This is a genomic window from Microcystis sp. M179S2 (assembly GCF_020245805.1).
Taxonomy (GTDB): domain Bacteria; phylum Cyanobacteriota; class Cyanobacteriia; order Cyanobacteriales; family Microcystaceae; genus Microcystis; species Microcystis aeruginosa.
Window position 1 is genome coordinate 1 of the sequence record NZ_JADBUE010000201.1, and the last position, 15,449, is coordinate 15,449.

The following is a 15,449-nucleotide window of genomic DNA, read 5'->3' on the forward strand; positions in this document are numbered from 1 at the left end:
ATCCGAATGCTTCGCCCATACAGGACGCGGGCCGATGAAGACGCAAGGTTTTGAAGCACGATTCTCTCAAAATCTTGCACCTGTTTCGCGAGAAAAGCCACAAAACCCTTACCTTGCCTACATTTCACCTTTATTCAGCAAGCCCTAATTAGTTTAATTTTCTTTCTGGAAAACTTGAACTTTAAGACTCCTATTACCTAGTACACTCGGCGCAGCTTCAACCCTGAAGCGCAAACTAAAACCATCCAAATCTACTGAAAAAGAAACCACAAAAGTAGGCTAAATTGCTTCTAAAAATACCATAAATGCCCCTTCATTCACTCACTTGAAGGGGTTTATTTTTTCCACCTTTTTAAACTCTAAAAATTTCAGAGTTCACAGCTTATCGCTTACTTAAGACGGATGATTATTAGGATTTTCCATCAGCAATTCCTCACTGATAACAGCAACATTCAATTCATTATCTGCCGAGACAAAAGTGATAGAAGGTAAACCACTAGCTAGGCAAAGTGTATTAACAGCACAACCTACTGCTAACTGGATTGCGTCATAACCTCTTAAACCATAAGTTTCCGCTAATACCATTCCTGAATTAATTATACTTTCGGTAATTTCAATGACTTGATAATCTTTAAGCGAGTCCTTTCTCAACTGATGAACTATTGCTGTTGCATCCGTAACGCTAATACTTCCAGTGCGGGATCTTCGCGTAATAGCAGCCACAATTTCTACCTTGGCGATTGCGGCAATAAATATTTCATTATTTAAAGCAGCAGCAAATAATCCCAATACCCACGCTGAACCGGTTTCGCTGATATAACGCTTGACCAAGGCACTACTATCTAAGAAATAAAGTGCCATTTAACGGCGTTCCTCAATAATCGTTTCTGAAATAGGTTTTCCCTCGATTTCAATCAATCGTCGCTCAGTTATCGGTTGAGATGAAGGACGCTTAATCTGCTTGACTAATCCAGCATCAAGAAGAGATTGGTGAAATACCGCTTGTTTCTCAGCTTCTTCTTTATCCATAAGATACTGTTGAATCTTCTGATTAAGCAGCTGAAGTTCTTTTAGCTCAAGAGTCTCAAGCTGATTCAAGATTTGAGTAAGGATTGCCCGTGTCATAATCTGCTACTTTTTTTGCTGTCTGAGTAATTAATATTTTATAGCAAAGTTATAATTGAGTTAGTACAATAGACAGTATCATAAAAACTCACTCTTTAGACCTGCTTGATCGTAAATTTTTAGATTCTAGGCGCTTAATATCCTCTTGTCAGTAGCTGTTGAAAAGCAAAATGATCAAATCCTAGAGAACCGCTTGGATATTTGTTTGATTCTTGGCCAATTCTGCCAATGTCATTCCCTTTGTAAGTCGTTCAATTTCACTGCATCAGCTTAATTCCTTGCCAATAAATCAAATAAAGACAAAGACTTTATCCCCAGTTTTGGCAACTATTCTCGGTGTGAGAGGAGGAGGCAGATTTTGCTGCCGTTTTCTCCTCATAGCTAAGATAGGATCAGTTTTTGCGGTAAAAAATCTTACTGCCTTGGTCACTGACAAAATGACAATTGCGGTAGGACCGCCAGAGAGATTTGAAAATCGGTTCTTTCGAGACGCGATAATAGTCTCCTAAGACGGGACGGATGGCCTCGGTTGCTTCTTGGAGATGATAGTGGGGAATAGTGATAAAAATATGATGGGCGACGTGAGTACCAATTTGGTGATGGATGGGATTAAAGATGCCATAATCGCGATCGATGGTAGAAAGCGCCCCTTTGAGAAAGTACCAGTCTTGACCGCGATACCAGGGAATATCATCTTCGGTGTGGTGTAGGAATGTCACTAGGTCCAACCAAACCACAAAGACGATATAGGGCATGATGTAGTAGTTAAACAGAAACCAAAAGCCTTGGCTAACACCAACCCCGATTAATAGACCTAACATAAAGGTACAGCAAACGGTGCTAGTCAGTACCTGCCACCGTTCCGAGGGGCGAAAGAGGGGGCTTTCGGGCATAAAATGGGACCCCTGTTTATTAGGGGAACGACGGAAAAGATAAAGGGGATAAACAAATAAAATTAGCTGAAAACGAGCTAATTTTTCGTACCAGGCCATATTGTTATACTGGGTTTCCGTGACGGGGTACCAACTTTCATCGGTGTCGATATTGCCGGTATTAGCGTGATGGGTGCGATGACTGATGCGCCAACCGTGGAAAGGTACGAGAATGGGAGTATGACTGAGATGACCGATTAAGTTATTTAACCAACGATAACGGGAAAAGGAACCGTGACCGCAATCGTGACCGACGACAAATAGGGCCCAAAACATGGTTCCCTGCATAAACCAAAAAAGTGGGAAGAACCATGCTTGATTAATCTGGTAAGTTATCCAGTAAAGTAGGGTAATGATGCCAATATCAAAAAAAAAGTAGGCTAAAGAGCGAAAAACGCTTGATTGGAAGCAACGGGCCGGGATAGCTAGACGGACATCCTGTAGGGTAAATGGCAAAAATTCTCTTTTTAGGGAGGGTTTAGGTAGGGTTTGGGACACTAGGTTATAACTCAAGATAGATGACAGGGCAGTATTGACGAAAGCTTGAGAACTAAACTTTTCTGTTTCTCGGTGCGCTATCTTTTCTCTATCTCAGCTAGGAGCGGATAAGACCGAGCGATCGAGCGAATTTCGTCTAACTCACCAGAATCATATTGTAGGGCTTAATGTAACTTAACAAAAGCCCCTAGGGAAAGTTAATCACATTCTCCCCCTGTCTGTCCGTCTGTCCCCTTGGACATCCATACAATAGACTGGCTCTTCGGTTCGTGTTATCCACCCGATCAAACCAGACCAAGCAACGAAGAACCAAATAGATTAACATTGTTTTGTCAGCAGATAAGTTTAGAGGTCCATTTATGGCAATAGCAACTTTGACAGCACTTCACGACACTGCGATCAAGAAATCGACAGAACAATCCAGTAAGCTACCCGATACTGAGAAAAAGATTTACAAAGCCGGACAAACCATCAGCATCGACAAGGTGGAATCTGCACCCAACGGACATTTAAAAGTAACCCTCAGTTTTGGTGCTGGTGTCTGGTATATCTTTGAAAAAGATTGGTCTCCTATTCCAGAGTCTATAGAAACAGAAGGAAGTAGTAGCAAAGTTCCTGAACAAGCAGTTCAGATTATAACTGAGTTTGAAGGTTTTGTCCCTCATGTTTATAATGATGGCGTAGGAGTGGCGACGATTGGGATTGGAACAACTCGGTATCCTAATGGCAAACCTGTTCGTTTTGGCGATCCAAAGATCACTTTAGCAACCGCTCAGAGTTATTTATCCCACGATCTTGAAAACACCGTAAATCATCTGGCTGCTTCAATTCCTTATTGGAATGAGATGAATGATAATCAGCGTTCAGCATTGATTTCGTTTGCTTATAATTTGGGCGATTATTTCTACGGTAATCCCGGTTTTAATTCTATCACTTCTGCTTTGCGAGATAAACGCTGGAATGATGTACCCAAGGTTTTAGAACTCTACTCTAATCCAGGTTCCAATGTCCATGAAGGTCTGCTGCGACGGCGCAAGGCTGAGGGGGAATTGTGGCAAGGTAAGGGGAAATTTGCTAAGTAAGTAGTTGTGTCTCTGGGGTGATATTTGCACCACAGAGACACAGAGAACGCAGAGAGATATTTATTTGCTACTGGAATAAAGTATGGGATTATTGTTTGTCGGTTTTAAGCAAAATTTCTTGATGAGAACTCTGTTTTTATTGTTTATCTGCTTGTTTTGGAGTAAAACAACTCTTGCAGAAACCTTACAAACGAGAAATTTTGTTGTCAAGATTACTAGAAATTGTCCTGAAGGAGAGGTAGTGTGCAACAATGTCTCCTACACTGGAACAAGTTTAAGAACCGCAGAATCCATTAAACTTACTGGGAGAACTGTTTATCGTTTGTGTTCAGATAGGGTTACTCCCTGTCAATTTCTCGGCTACGAGTTTATTAATGGAAATTATCGTTACTTTGTCACAGAAAGTGGGATAATAAGAATTTATAAAAACGGCAAGCTTTTACTTGAAGAAAGTGGTTCATGGCAGGATTAATCGTTTAATCAAAACTGATTAAATTTTCTTTTAAGTAGGTATATAAGGATTGCAGGCGTTGTGTTTCACTTTCAGTGAGTTGGTCTCCTTTTCCTCTCAACTCAAAATATCGTTGTGTAGCTGTCGATAAGCGTATTGTTTTACCTAGTTCTTCTAAAGCACTAAAATAACTGCCAGATATATTTCCAGCATTGAGTTGATTGCCATAAGATTTATTGTAAGTCTCCAAGACTTCCGTTGCCAAGTGTTTCTCAATTTGACCCGGTGCCAAGGTAATTCCTTTTTTGATATTAACAACAATGTAGGGACTTACTGGTTCATTACGAGTTGAAGTAATAGTACCATTCCGTTCCATTTGTAGGGATTCTAATTCAACTTCTTCAAAGAAAAAGGCATATGCTCCTGTCTGTAAGGGAGCTTCACCAATGTTGGGAAGGCGGTTCTGATCGCCAGGATAAAAAGCAAATTCTACAGTTTTTACTTGAGGTCTAAATTCCGCATCTAGTATGGTTTTGAGAATATTATTAACTCCTTCTAAAGCTGCTGTTCCTAAAGCTGTAAAAGGAACGAGAATGGGAAAAGTGCCGCCTACTTCACGAACAACTTCTTGTAATGCTCCTGTCACTTGATCTAATTTTGAGTCTCCTAATCCCTGACAAAAACTACTGAATGATAAATATAGTCTTTCTGTTTTCTTGTCTTTTTGGAAATCTTCAATAATCGCTACATTTTCTGCCCAAGTAGTAAGTAAATCATGGGTCAGTCTATTCATATTATTAATGTGATTGAGGTAGTGAGCTTTAATGATAGGTTTTTCTATATCTCCTAATCCTATCTGACTCATTACAGCAAAATAATCATTACCCCATTGTCCAGCTTTATACTCTTCTCTATACTTACTATAAAGTTGAGGTGAAATAGTATTTATAGAGACTGTAAAATCTTCGGCAGCAGCAATTAAAGCATTATCATCTTTAAGGAATGGATCGAGTAATGGTCCGGGTTCCGTAATCGGTACTCTGCCGATGGTTGTGATTGTCATTTAAGCATCCTCCTAAGGGTGTATTTATAAAGTTTTACATGGCATCAATAGTTCCATCTGACACCTTTTTCGCCTCCCGTTTTCCATCCCTTTCCATTGCGACAATCAATATGAACGAAGCCCTTTTTTGCCCCCCAACCCAAGGCACCATACCAGTGTTGATCTACCCACTTTTGAAATTCAAACACATCTCCATGAGCAGGGCAAATATCGACCGCAGTTCCTCGGATATGCTGCGAGTTACTTACCCCTCCCACAGCACGATTGATTTGCTCAGGGCGATACCCAGAAGTGATGATAATGGGCTTACCGTAGTCAGTGCGAATCTTCTCCAACTCTCGCATAATCGTGAGTATGTTATTTTGCAAAGTGGTGTCGTGCGGAATGCGTCGGGGGTCGTTTCGTAAGTTTTCTCCTAGAGTGAAATGGGGGGTTAAATGGGTGGACATATCACTCCAATCTACATCTTTCGGAGTCAAAATTTTGGGCATTTCCCTAACCACTTCGACTTTGCTAACCTGATCGCTAGATTCTGTCGCTGCCTTGCCTGTTTCAGGCTTTGCGGCTAACTCTTCCGTATGTAAAGGTGTAGAAGGTAATTGTTTGATAACTTGACAAGCTTTATCGTAATAACGCTGACGATCCGATAGTCCGTTATAACCACCATTAACCCTTTTTGTTACCTCTTTAACAGTTCCACCCCGATCGCAAAGAGCATTCATGTTATTATTCTTCCACCAAAATCCAGCACTGGTAAAAGGATAAACTTGAGCAACATAGCTATGTCCCTGCATGACTTTTTGATCCTTGATAAAGTCTGCAAATTTCTGATAATTATGCCGTCCAGTTAATTGAATAACACCAGCACCTTTATATTTACGACCATCACCGGGAGAGGTATTTCCCAAATCTCGGCGACCTTCATAAGCACTACCACTGGCAATTTCTTCCATCCAACGCAGTCCTCCTGATTCATGGGCTGTTTGGCTGAGAAAATGTCTAATTCGTGGCACTGTATTAATTTCAAATCGCTGTAAACAAGAGTTTAAGTCATTGAATTGTTTATCACTCATTTTACGTCCATAGACAGACTCAGCTTGCTGACGAGTTACAAGATTAACGCCTTGATGCTGACTTGATTCTGGCGCGGATACAGATGATCGGCCATTGTCTTTGCTAGATTTTTGCCAAGGTAAATGCCAATGATCCGACCAAAGATACCAAATGCCAGCACCGTAGTCTAACTCCACTAGGCAATGTCCGTCAATTTCTTCTGAATACTTGAGGACTTTGTACTCTCTGCCCACAGGAACTTCTTTTTTCTCGTTTTCACCGAGGTCTGATGAATCAATAGGCTGCTTTTTCAGATAGGTTTTAGTAGTTGCCTTGATGATGGTATTGGGGGGCGCAATGACCCAATTTTCGGGTTCTACCTTTGTGGCTGTAGCTGATCTTTGAATCGAGCGGGTGGCTGCGGCTTTGAGGGTTCCTCTATTTGTTAGGGAGATGGCAGAAATTCTTGATAATTGGTCAATGGCTTCCCGCGCTGAACCATTTTTACTGGACTGGGGAACAGATGATAGTATCTTGTGTTCCCAGGGTAAGTACCAGTGATCTGACCAAACATACCAAATTCCCTGGCCGTAGTCTAATTCAACGAGGTAATGTCCATCAGATTCTTGTGAATGCTTGAGGATTTTATACTCTGTACCCACGGGAACTTCTTTTTTCTCGTTTTCACCGAGTTGTGATGAATCAATGGGCTGCTTTTTCAGATAGGTTTTAATGGTTGCTTTAATCTTTGTATTGGGGGGGGCAGCGACCAAATCTGCCCGATTCTGGGTTACTGATAAGGTTGAGGTGACAGGTTTCGCCGCCGCAGAAAGTTGAATTTTATCAAGTAAGGCTTTCCCGTTAGTCTGTTGACTCACCCAATCTTGATTTTGGATCAGCCAGTTTTTTATGGAATTATTTCCCCCATCTACTCCATCCCTTTCATACTCGTCAATAGCTTGCGCTAGTTCTTTCCTCTGCTCAACAGCAAACAAATCCTTGAGGATATCATCCCTTGATTGAGAATTGCCAAGGCCAATTCGGGCAATCGCCCGATTCATTTCATACTTCCAGCTATCTCCCTCCGTTGATGACCCCGGTACTCGTAGTTCGATGGCGCGATCGAGATAGGAGATGGCTTTGTCTAAATCAGGAGTCTGTGAACTGATATAAGCATAACCTAACTCTGCATTATACGAAGGATTATTGTTATCACTGGCTACCAGAGCCTGAAAAATCGGAATTGTTCTATTGACCCGATCTTTAAATGTTAGAGTTCTCCTTCCCAAGCTACGGGCATCATGGGCAAGATTAAAAGCACGTTCTTTAACATCATCACTAGCGGCTTCAAGTTTCTCTTGCATTTCTGATAATTCGGACTGATTTAGCCCTTCTTGAATCTGCTGGTTGACTAGATTGCGGATGTATGTTTTTTCTTCGAGTTCTTTTGCCTGAGATTCTGCTTTCTCTTTGGCTAGGTCAGCCGTTTTTATACGGTTAATTACCTTCTCTAATGCCGCATCTAGGATAGCTTTACCACCGTAGCCGCCCACCAATCCAGTGACAAAAATCGTGATTTCTAAGCCCGGATCGCCAGATTTTCTAAGTTCCTGGGGTAAGAACTTATAGGCGATAAATGCCCCACCTATGCCAACAAAAATTTCTCCCAAAAAGCCAGGGTTGAGATTATTGGGATTTTTCTTACTCCAAGACGGCAATTCTAACTCGCCGTCAAGCAATATGGAGTAAAGTAATCCACCAAGTGCCCCAGCTAGTATCAGGCTTAGATAGATAGTATTTATGCCATTGAACCATTGTAAGTAACCTTGCAAACCGCTAATTTTGGTGTCATTGTTACTCGCAAAACTTGTAAAACTGATTAACTTAGCAAAGCCAAGAGCCATACCAAGTCCTAATAAAAAAGTAAGAATGAAATTAGTAGTCTTGGGAAAGGGGGGAAATGTTAGGGGAGGTTTTTGTTTTGCTTTGTTCATGAATTTAGACTCCAAAACTCAGTTTGTTTACTGTTGAAAAATTATTTTTATTGGCAGGGATTAATGGGCTTAGATGACTCAATCTCGCTGTTACTTATCCGTCAGAATTATCCTGTCCGCTGTTGCTATCGTTATTCAAAGAGCGGAGCGATTTACCTAATAAATCTCCTAACTTACCATTTAGTAAAGATTGAATCAGTAACATACCACTGGTGGAAAGCATCAACTTGTTAATCTCTTCTCCATTTCCATTGGGAAAATTATAGATATTGGAGTCTCCCAAAATCCCCGCTTGGGGAGCTAATGCTTTAGCAATTTCAACAACCTGGGGTAAATTTTCTATTAATTGAGGTGCTAACTCCCGAACCATTTTAGCCGTGCGCTCGGCATCCGTAGCCGGTATGAGATGGTAACGCTTACCTTCTGCTTCTGCCAAACGTTCGATAGTTTTTGCTTCGTTCTCCACTGACTCTGCGGCTATTTCCGCTTGCAGCTTCTGGCGTTCTGCTTGGGCTTTTTCAATTGCTGTAGTAACAGCTTCTTCTGCTTCGGCGCGTTCTATTTCTGTTTCCAGCCGTTCTTTTTCTTTACTAATAATCGAGATGATTGCGGCAATTTCTCCCGTTTCTATTGCTTGATTGACTGTTGCTTGTTGTAAGCGAAACGTTTTATTTTTTTCAATTAAGTCTGTGTCCTGTAGGAGCTTGTTAAGTTGAATTTTAATCTCTGTTTCGTGTTTGAGGGATTCTAGCTCTTCTTTGTCCTTTAACTCAGCAATTTCGAGCTTTTTCTTTAAAGCTAATTCAGAGGTTTCAATCGCCTCCTGTAGTTCTTTTTCTTTTTCATTTTGGTATTTTTCTATAATTAGCTCATGATCAGTCTTCCTCTTTTCGACTTTTTCCAGTGTTTCTAAATTTTTCAAAGATGTTTCTTGATGTGTAAGCTCTTGATTTTCCAGTTCAATCCCTATCTCTAATTCCTTTAGCCTTATATCTCTGCCTTTCTCTAATTCCTGTTTTCGTATTGTTTCTTCCGTATCTAATTCCTGTTTTCGTATTGCTTCTTCCGTCTTTAACTCTTCCGTGCGAGTTGCCAGAATTGCCGGTTGAATAACTTTTGTTCGAGCCTCAACTGCCTTGGCATCGAAATAGTTGTCAGCAGTATAGTTGGCACTTTCTTCAATTTCACCAATAACTAGGTCTCTAACAGTTAATCCTAGAGGATTTAGGCAGTTACCAAGTATAGTCGTAGCTTCTTTTCCCACCTCTGTGCGATTTGTATGCAGATAGTCTAATGTATGTTTACTGGCACTTCCTCGTAGGGCGGTTTCGGCGCGTTTTTTAACAGCTTTCTCTACGGCTACGGTTGAAATACTGTCTTCTTCTACCAAAAATTTTTGAGCCTTTTGGTTGTCTTCTTTGGTGTCGGCAATATAGACATAAATTGTCGCTTGTACATTGGCTCGTAAATAATCCTGAGTACGAATATTTGATACTTCTATATCAACAGCAAATTCTTGGGATCTAATCGTGTCTGAGTCTGGTTCTGGTTCAGTCCATGCCTTGAAACCCCCAATAATTTTGTCTTTTTGCGACCACAAAGCAACCAGCATCAAAGTAAGCACAACAGTTACTCCTATCGGCACTAAAGGGAAACTGCCGTTACCTGGCGGTGGATTTGATCGGGAAGGTTCAGAGGAAGATTGAGCGACAATAACAGGCTCTGTTTGGCTGGGTTGTACTGCTCTCATATAGTAAAGATTCAGATCGGGAATTGCCAGCAATCCTAACATTCATGGTTCTTCGGTGGATAATATGTTAACAAAAATTTATAACCGTTCAGGGGTAGGGCTGTTTCATTTACAGGGTGAGCGCATCTCAAACCCTATTGACAATTGTGCAATTTTGTGGTTTGCGTGGGCATTTCCAGTGATACCAGTCAATCAGAATAGTTACGAACTCTTAATATTTGGTCAATTTTTGCTTAACAATTGAGATAGAAAATTATACTCAAATATGCCTGAATCACCTTCTAGGTGAGCAACTCACCTAAGCTGTTAAAACCGAAAAAAAAGGGCGAATTTTGTTCACCCTAACAGACAAAGTAATCATCCTACAAACTGCCGATAAACTGATCAATGCGATCGAATCCTTTTTCAATCGTCTTTAGGTCTGTAGCGTAGGAAAGACGAATACAATCATCGGCACCGAAAGCAATACCGGGGATAGCAGCTACTTTTTGGGTTTCGAGCAGTTTCTGACAAAAATCCCGGGATTTTAAACCAGTTTGACTAATATCGATAAACACATAAAAAGCACCGTTGGGAGTAGGACAATTGAGTCCGGGAATGGCTCGCACTCGTTCTAAAATATACTGTCGGCGCTCGCTAAAAGCTTTGACCATTTCCTCGATGCAATCTTGGGAACTCTCCAAAGCAGCGATCGCACCGTATTGGGCAAAAGTGCAGACATTGGAGGTACTATGACTTTGGATCTTAGTCATAGCCTTGACAATTTCCACCGGTCCTGCTATGTAACCGACGCGCCACCCCGTCATCGAGAAAGCTTTAGCAAAACCATTACTAATAATACTGCGCTGAAAGATTTCTGGACCAAAAGAAGCGATACTGCGGTGAATTGCGCCATCGTAGAGGATTTTCTCGTAAATTTCATCAGAAACCACTAAAATATCCTTTTCAACCACAATTTTTGCTAAAGCTGCGATTTCTTCGGGAGTATAGACAATACCGGTGGGATTAGAGGGAGAATTGAGGACAAATAATTTAGTTTTCGGTGTAATTGCCGCTTCTAGCTGTTCGGGGGTGATTTTATAGTGATTCTCTAGGCTAGTGTTCACTATAACCGATGTTCCCCCCGCTAACGTCACCATTTCAGGATAACTCAACCAGTAGGGTGCGGGAATAATTACTTCGTCCCCCGCTTCAATTAACGCCATGATCAGATTGTAGAGAGACTGTTTACCGCCATTGGTGACGATGACATTATCGGCATTGTATGCTAGTTGATTATCCCGCAGCAATTTCTCGGCGATGGCTTTTCTTAACCCCGCTTCCCCGGCAGCCGGTCCGTAGCGAGTTTTTCCCTCATCGAGGGCCTTTTTCGCGGCAGCTCTGATGTGAGTGGGTGTGTCGAAATCTGGCTCCCCGGCGCTAAAACTACAGACATCTTCGCCGTTTTTCTTCATTTCCTTGGCCAGAGAGTCGATAGCTAGGGTAAGGGAGGGGGTGACTTGATTGACTCGTGACGCTAGTTTCATAGTATTTTACCCTGAAAGGGCTTTTCTGATGACCTACACAACCTTTAGTATTGTCCATTACCCCGATTGTTCTGGGTGTTTTTTTATATAATCTCCGGAATTGCGGCGCTTAGGGATGGGAATGGGGTGATGGGGTGATGGGGTGATGGGGAAGTGGGGTGTGGGGTGTGGGGTGTGGGGTGTGGGGTGTGGGGTGTGGGGTGATGGGGAGAATAAATAAAAATAATCTCCTTTTGCCTATTGCCTATTGCATATTGCCTTCGTTATTGAGGATTTTTTCTTTTCGGGGGTTTTTGTTTGCTGGTAGGGAGTAGGGGAGCGGTTAATTTTTCATAGAGTTCAAAAAGGTATTCAATACGGTTTAATTCACTGGTAAAGGGTTGGGGACGATAACACAAATCAACGGCTTTATCGAGTTTTTGGTGAGCTTTGAGCAAGTCGGGAGGCATGGTTAAAGTATCGTATAAATCCGCAAGGCTACTATCGGGATATTTTACCCTTGTATCTAGCACAGTTTGAGCGCAAGTTTCAACGGTTTGTTTTTGTTTGTCGGTGATATTTTCTGGAAAGGGGTAGTTATTATAAACGATGGTGTTTGAATACTGATAGTCGCTTTTGGTTCTTCCACAGACATATTTAACCCATGCCATGTGCATTTCTGAAAGTAAAACTCCATAAGTCAACAAATCTGCATAAGCAACAACGAGAGAACTACCACTGGCAATAATATCTTTGGTATTGATTGTGATTGGAATATATTTTCTGTTTTCAGAAGAGACTTTTGGAATAAGAATATAATCTGTTTTAGGTTGTCTAATCTCACCAAAAAGATATGGAGTTTGAGCAAGTTTTACCGTGGTTGCTCTACCACTACTTTCACGATATATTTTTACCTGCTCGATTCTTTCTAAAACAAGAGGCATTTTTTTTAGTTCTATGGGTTTAGAGTCTATAAGCCATAAACACCAACGTTTAATATTATGAATAGACTCTTTACCCCCTGAATACTGTTTGATAAATTTTTCGGATAAAGGTTCTTTTTTTATAAACTCTATTTTTTCTGCATCTGAAAGAATCAATATACCATTATCAATAGGCATACTACCATAATTAATATCAGGCAGATTGGATATAGGTTTGCTTCTCTTTTGAAGGATGACATCTGAGCCTTGCACTAAATATGGATTGATATTTTTAACTGTCCTTTCCGTCGGTTCACCTTTAACATCAGCATAATCAAAAATCTTTTTATTTTCAATATCCTGTACAGCAAATCCAATAATTACACAATGAACTGCTGCATTTCCCTTAGCCTCATTTTTCCAGCTAAATGTGCGATGAGCAAAATAGATTTTAATTTCATATTTGTTAAAAAGCTCCTGCCATAAAACGCCAACTTGTTCACCCTGCGTAATTGAATTGGTACTAACAAAAGCACAACGGATGATTGTTCCTTGAATATACTGAGCCGCTTTAATATACCATGCGGTTACATAATCTAAAACACCTGATCCTTTAACGTCTCCTAAAACACGATTCATGTCAGCTTTTTGAGCCAAATTTTGCTCTTTTTTACCCACAAAAGGAGGATTCCCTAAAATAAAATTGAGCTTCTCTTTTGATATAAGTTCCTCCCAATCAATCCGCAAGGCATTTCCATTAACAATCTTTGCCGCTTTCTTTAATGGTAAACGCACAAAATATTGACCAAAAGTATTACTAACTTTAACATTCATCTGATGATCAATTAACCACATCGCCACTTCTGCCACCCTCACCGCAAACTCATCGTATTCAATACCAGCAAACTGATTAACATCCACCTGAATAATAGCACTAATATCTGTTACTAACTGCCCCGTTTTATCTAACTCCTGTAATACCAAAATCTCTAAATCGCGTAACTCCCGATAGGTAATAATTAAAAAATTGCCGCAACCACAGGCAGGATCAAGAAAATATAAATTAGCAATCTTTTTCTGAAATTCTAGTAATTTATTGCGATTGCCTTTAATCTTCTCAAATTCTCTGGATAAATCATCTAAAAATAACGGTTTAATCACCTTTTGAATATTTTTCTCGGAGGTATAATGCGCCCCTAAATTGCGTCGTTCTTTTGGATTCATTACCGCTTGAAACATAGAGCCAAAAATAGCAGGGGAAATTTTCCCCCAATCAAAAGCACAAGCTTCTAATAACATGACTCGCATCTTGCTATCAAAAGCTGCTAAAGGTAACGACTCCTCAAATAACTTGCCATTTATGTAGGGAAATTGAGTTAAATTCTCATCGATATTTTTTAATCTTTTTTCTTCTGGTGTATTCAAAACCTGAAAAATAGAAGCGATGTGCATCGCCAAATCACTGCCATCTTCTTTGGTATGTAGATCGATATATTCCCAGAAAATACCCTTATTAAAAATACCCGTATCATCGGCAAATAAACAAAATAATAAACGCACTAAATAAACTTCTAAATCATGCCCCATATAACCAATTTCTTTGAGGTAATCATGAAGTTTTCCCATTAACTCGGCTGCTTGAATATTGACGGGATCTTCGTCTTTATAAACTCGCTTTTCATAACCAGCAATAAAATCAAATAAATGAACGTTATCAACAAAATTGCTTAATTCAAATTCCCATTGATTGCCCGAATCTAAATCATATAATTTAAACCGTTGAAAATCCGAGACTAAAATATAACGCGGTAACTCATGTTCCTTTAAATTGGGAAAATAATCCTTAGCCTGTTGTGTGGCTTTTTCTAAATCTTTCCCCTTCGATTTATGCTCAACTAAAATCGTTCCTTTCCAGAGTAAATCAATAAAACCCTGTTTATTATCTGCTTTTTTTATCGGTTGCTCAAAACTGGCTACCCTACGCCGTGAAATGCCAAAGACATGAAAAAACTCATTCCAAAAAGATTGAGATTCTGCTTTTTCTGAAGTCTCTCCTTCCCACTCTTTTTGAAAAGCGATGGCGCGATTTTTTATTTCATTCCAACTTAAAGGCATAGTTTTAACTCCTTATCGTTCGCCGGTTTGCTCAACGATAGTAGAAAATGGTGTAGGGAGCCATAGGCAGTCAGCAAGGGATACAGATAGTTTCCATTTTAGGTGATTTTTTGGTAAACTCCAAGGGAAGCTAGAAATTAGTAACGCCTTGAGAATTGTAGCCGCTTAGTTACCAATCTAGTTATTGACTCGAACGAACAACTTATCGCTATGTCGAAAACTCTCTACGAACAAGATTTTCAATTGTGGCTCGCAACAACAATTAATCACCTACAGAAGCGGGAATTTGCTGCGCTGGATACTGATAACTTAATTGAGGAGTTAACCGAGTTGGGAAAATCGGAAAAAAGAACTTTAGAAAGTAATTTGATGATTCTTTTGGCTCATTTGCTCAAATTAAAAGTACAGCACGACGCACCGCCATCAATGAAGGATAGCTGGTATTGTTCTATTATTGAGCATCGCCAGCGAATTGAGAAAAACTTACGCGATACGCCTTCCCTGAAATCCTATCTAGAAACTGCTATCGAGGAAGCTTATCCATATGCTCGTCAAGTGGCAATTAAGGAAGGGAAACTCGCTCAATTTGGTGTTCGGATTCCCCCAGAAAATGAGTATCCTCAAATTTGTCCTTTCTTGCCAGAGCAAATCTTAGATGAGAACTTCTATGGCAATTGACTAGAGAAAAAAGTTAATTTTCAATTTTTGCATTACTCATGACTCGACTAACTCCAATCCCAATTGACGAAAACATCCTAATTTATATAGGGCTTGCTGAATAAATGTGAAATCTAGGCAAGGTAAGGGTTTTGTGGCTTTACGAGCGAAACAGGTGCAAGATTTTGAGAGAATCGTCGTTCAAAACCTTGCGTCTTCATCGGCCCGCGTCCTGTAGGGGCGAAGCATTCGGGCAATAACCTATCGGGGAAACCGTGGATTTTCTATCCGAATGCTTCGG

General features: G+C 40.4%; 11 protein-coding genes and 1 pseudogene. 4 read left to right on the forward strand and 8 right to left on the reverse strand.

The window, feature by feature from the left end; all coding sequences use genetic code 11:
- Positions 1–199 precede the first annotated feature (199 nt).
- Positions 200–283 (forward strand): annotated as a pseudogene (locus IM500_RS12435) (PEP-CTERM sorting domain-containing protein); the annotation flags it as partial.
- Between the two features lie 110 nt (positions 284–393).
- Here the strand turns inward: IM500_RS12435 and IM500_RS12440 are convergent.
- The 3 genes from IM500_RS12440 to IM500_RS12450 all read right to left on the reverse strand — a co-directional run bounded on the left by IM500_RS12440 (position 394) and on the right by IM500_RS12450 (position 2,555).
- A complete protein-coding gene (locus IM500_RS12440) occupies positions 394–861 on the reverse strand; it encodes a type II toxin-antitoxin system VapC family toxin (protein WP_190719687.1) in 468 nt (155 codons plus the stop codon).
- Positions 862–1,125, reverse strand: a complete 264-nt coding sequence (locus tag IM500_RS12445; RefSeq protein WP_190719684.1) for a hypothetical protein — start codon at positions 1,123–1,125, stop codon at positions 862–864. It lies immediately after the preceding gene.
- A 392-nt stretch (positions 1,126–1,517) separates the two neighbouring features.
- Positions 1,518–2,555: a fatty acid desaturase gene (locus IM500_RS12450; protein ID WP_190719681.1), complete on the reverse strand. Its 1,038-nt coding sequence runs from the start codon at positions 2,553–2,555 to the stop codon at positions 1,518–1,520.
- Between the two features lie 359 nt (positions 2,556–2,914).
- On the opposite strand from IM500_RS12450, the gene IM500_RS12455 reads away from it, so the two are divergent.
- Together IM500_RS12455 and IM500_RS12460 are read left to right on the forward strand one after the other, a co-directional pair.
- On the forward strand, positions 2,915–3,637 hold the full coding sequence (locus IM500_RS12455) for a lysozyme (RefSeq protein ID WP_190719679.1): 723 nt from the start codon (positions 2,915–2,917) through the stop codon (positions 3,635–3,637).
- A 121-nt stretch (positions 3,638–3,758) separates the two neighbouring features.
- Complete coding sequence (locus IM500_RS12460) at positions 3,759–4,109, forward strand: hypothetical protein (RefSeq protein ID WP_287738553.1); 351 nt, start codon at positions 3,759–3,761, stop codon at positions 4,107–4,109.
- Positions 4,110–4,113: 4 nt separating this feature from the next.
- On the opposite strand, the gene IM500_RS12465 is transcribed toward IM500_RS12460, so the two are convergent.
- The 5 genes from IM500_RS12465 to IM500_RS12485 all read right to left on the reverse strand — a co-directional run bounded on the left by IM500_RS12465 (position 4,114) and on the right by IM500_RS12485 (position 14,491).
- Entirely contained in the window at positions 4,114–5,151 is a 1,038-nt protein-coding gene (locus IM500_RS12465) for a hypothetical protein (protein ID WP_287738555.1), read from the reverse strand.
- Between the two features lie 44 nt (positions 5,152–5,195).
- Entirely contained in the window at positions 5,196–8,198 is a 3,003-nt protein-coding gene (locus IM500_RS12470; RefSeq protein WP_190719671.1) for a D-Ala-D-Ala carboxypeptidase family metallohydrolase, read from the reverse strand.
- A 94-nt stretch (positions 8,199–8,292) separates the two neighbouring features.
- Complete coding sequence (locus IM500_RS12475; RefSeq protein WP_287738557.1) at positions 8,293–9,990, reverse strand: SPFH domain-containing protein; 1,698 nt, start codon at positions 9,988–9,990, stop codon at positions 8,293–8,295.
- 320 nt (positions 9,991–10,310) lie between these two features.
- Positions 10,311–11,474 (reverse strand): pyridoxal phosphate-dependent aminotransferase, encoded by a 1,164-nt coding sequence (locus tag IM500_RS12480; RefSeq protein WP_287738559.1) that lies wholly within the window; start codon positions 11,472–11,474, stop codon positions 10,311–10,313.
- 263 nt (positions 11,475–11,737) lie between these two features.
- Positions 11,738–14,491 (reverse strand): class I SAM-dependent DNA methyltransferase, encoded by a 2,754-nt coding sequence (locus tag IM500_RS12485; protein WP_190719666.1) that lies wholly within the window; start codon positions 14,489–14,491, stop codon positions 11,738–11,740.
- 210 nt (positions 14,492–14,701) lie between these two features.
- Here IM500_RS12485 and IM500_RS12490 point away from each other — a divergent pair, with 210 nt between their 5' ends.
- Positions 14,702–15,169 carry a DUF29 domain-containing protein gene (locus IM500_RS12490; RefSeq protein WP_287738561.1) on the forward strand — a complete coding sequence of 156 codons (468 nt, stop codon included), beginning with the start codon at positions 14,702–14,704 and terminating at the stop codon, positions 15,167–15,169.
- Positions 15,170–15,449: the final 280 nt, after the last annotated feature.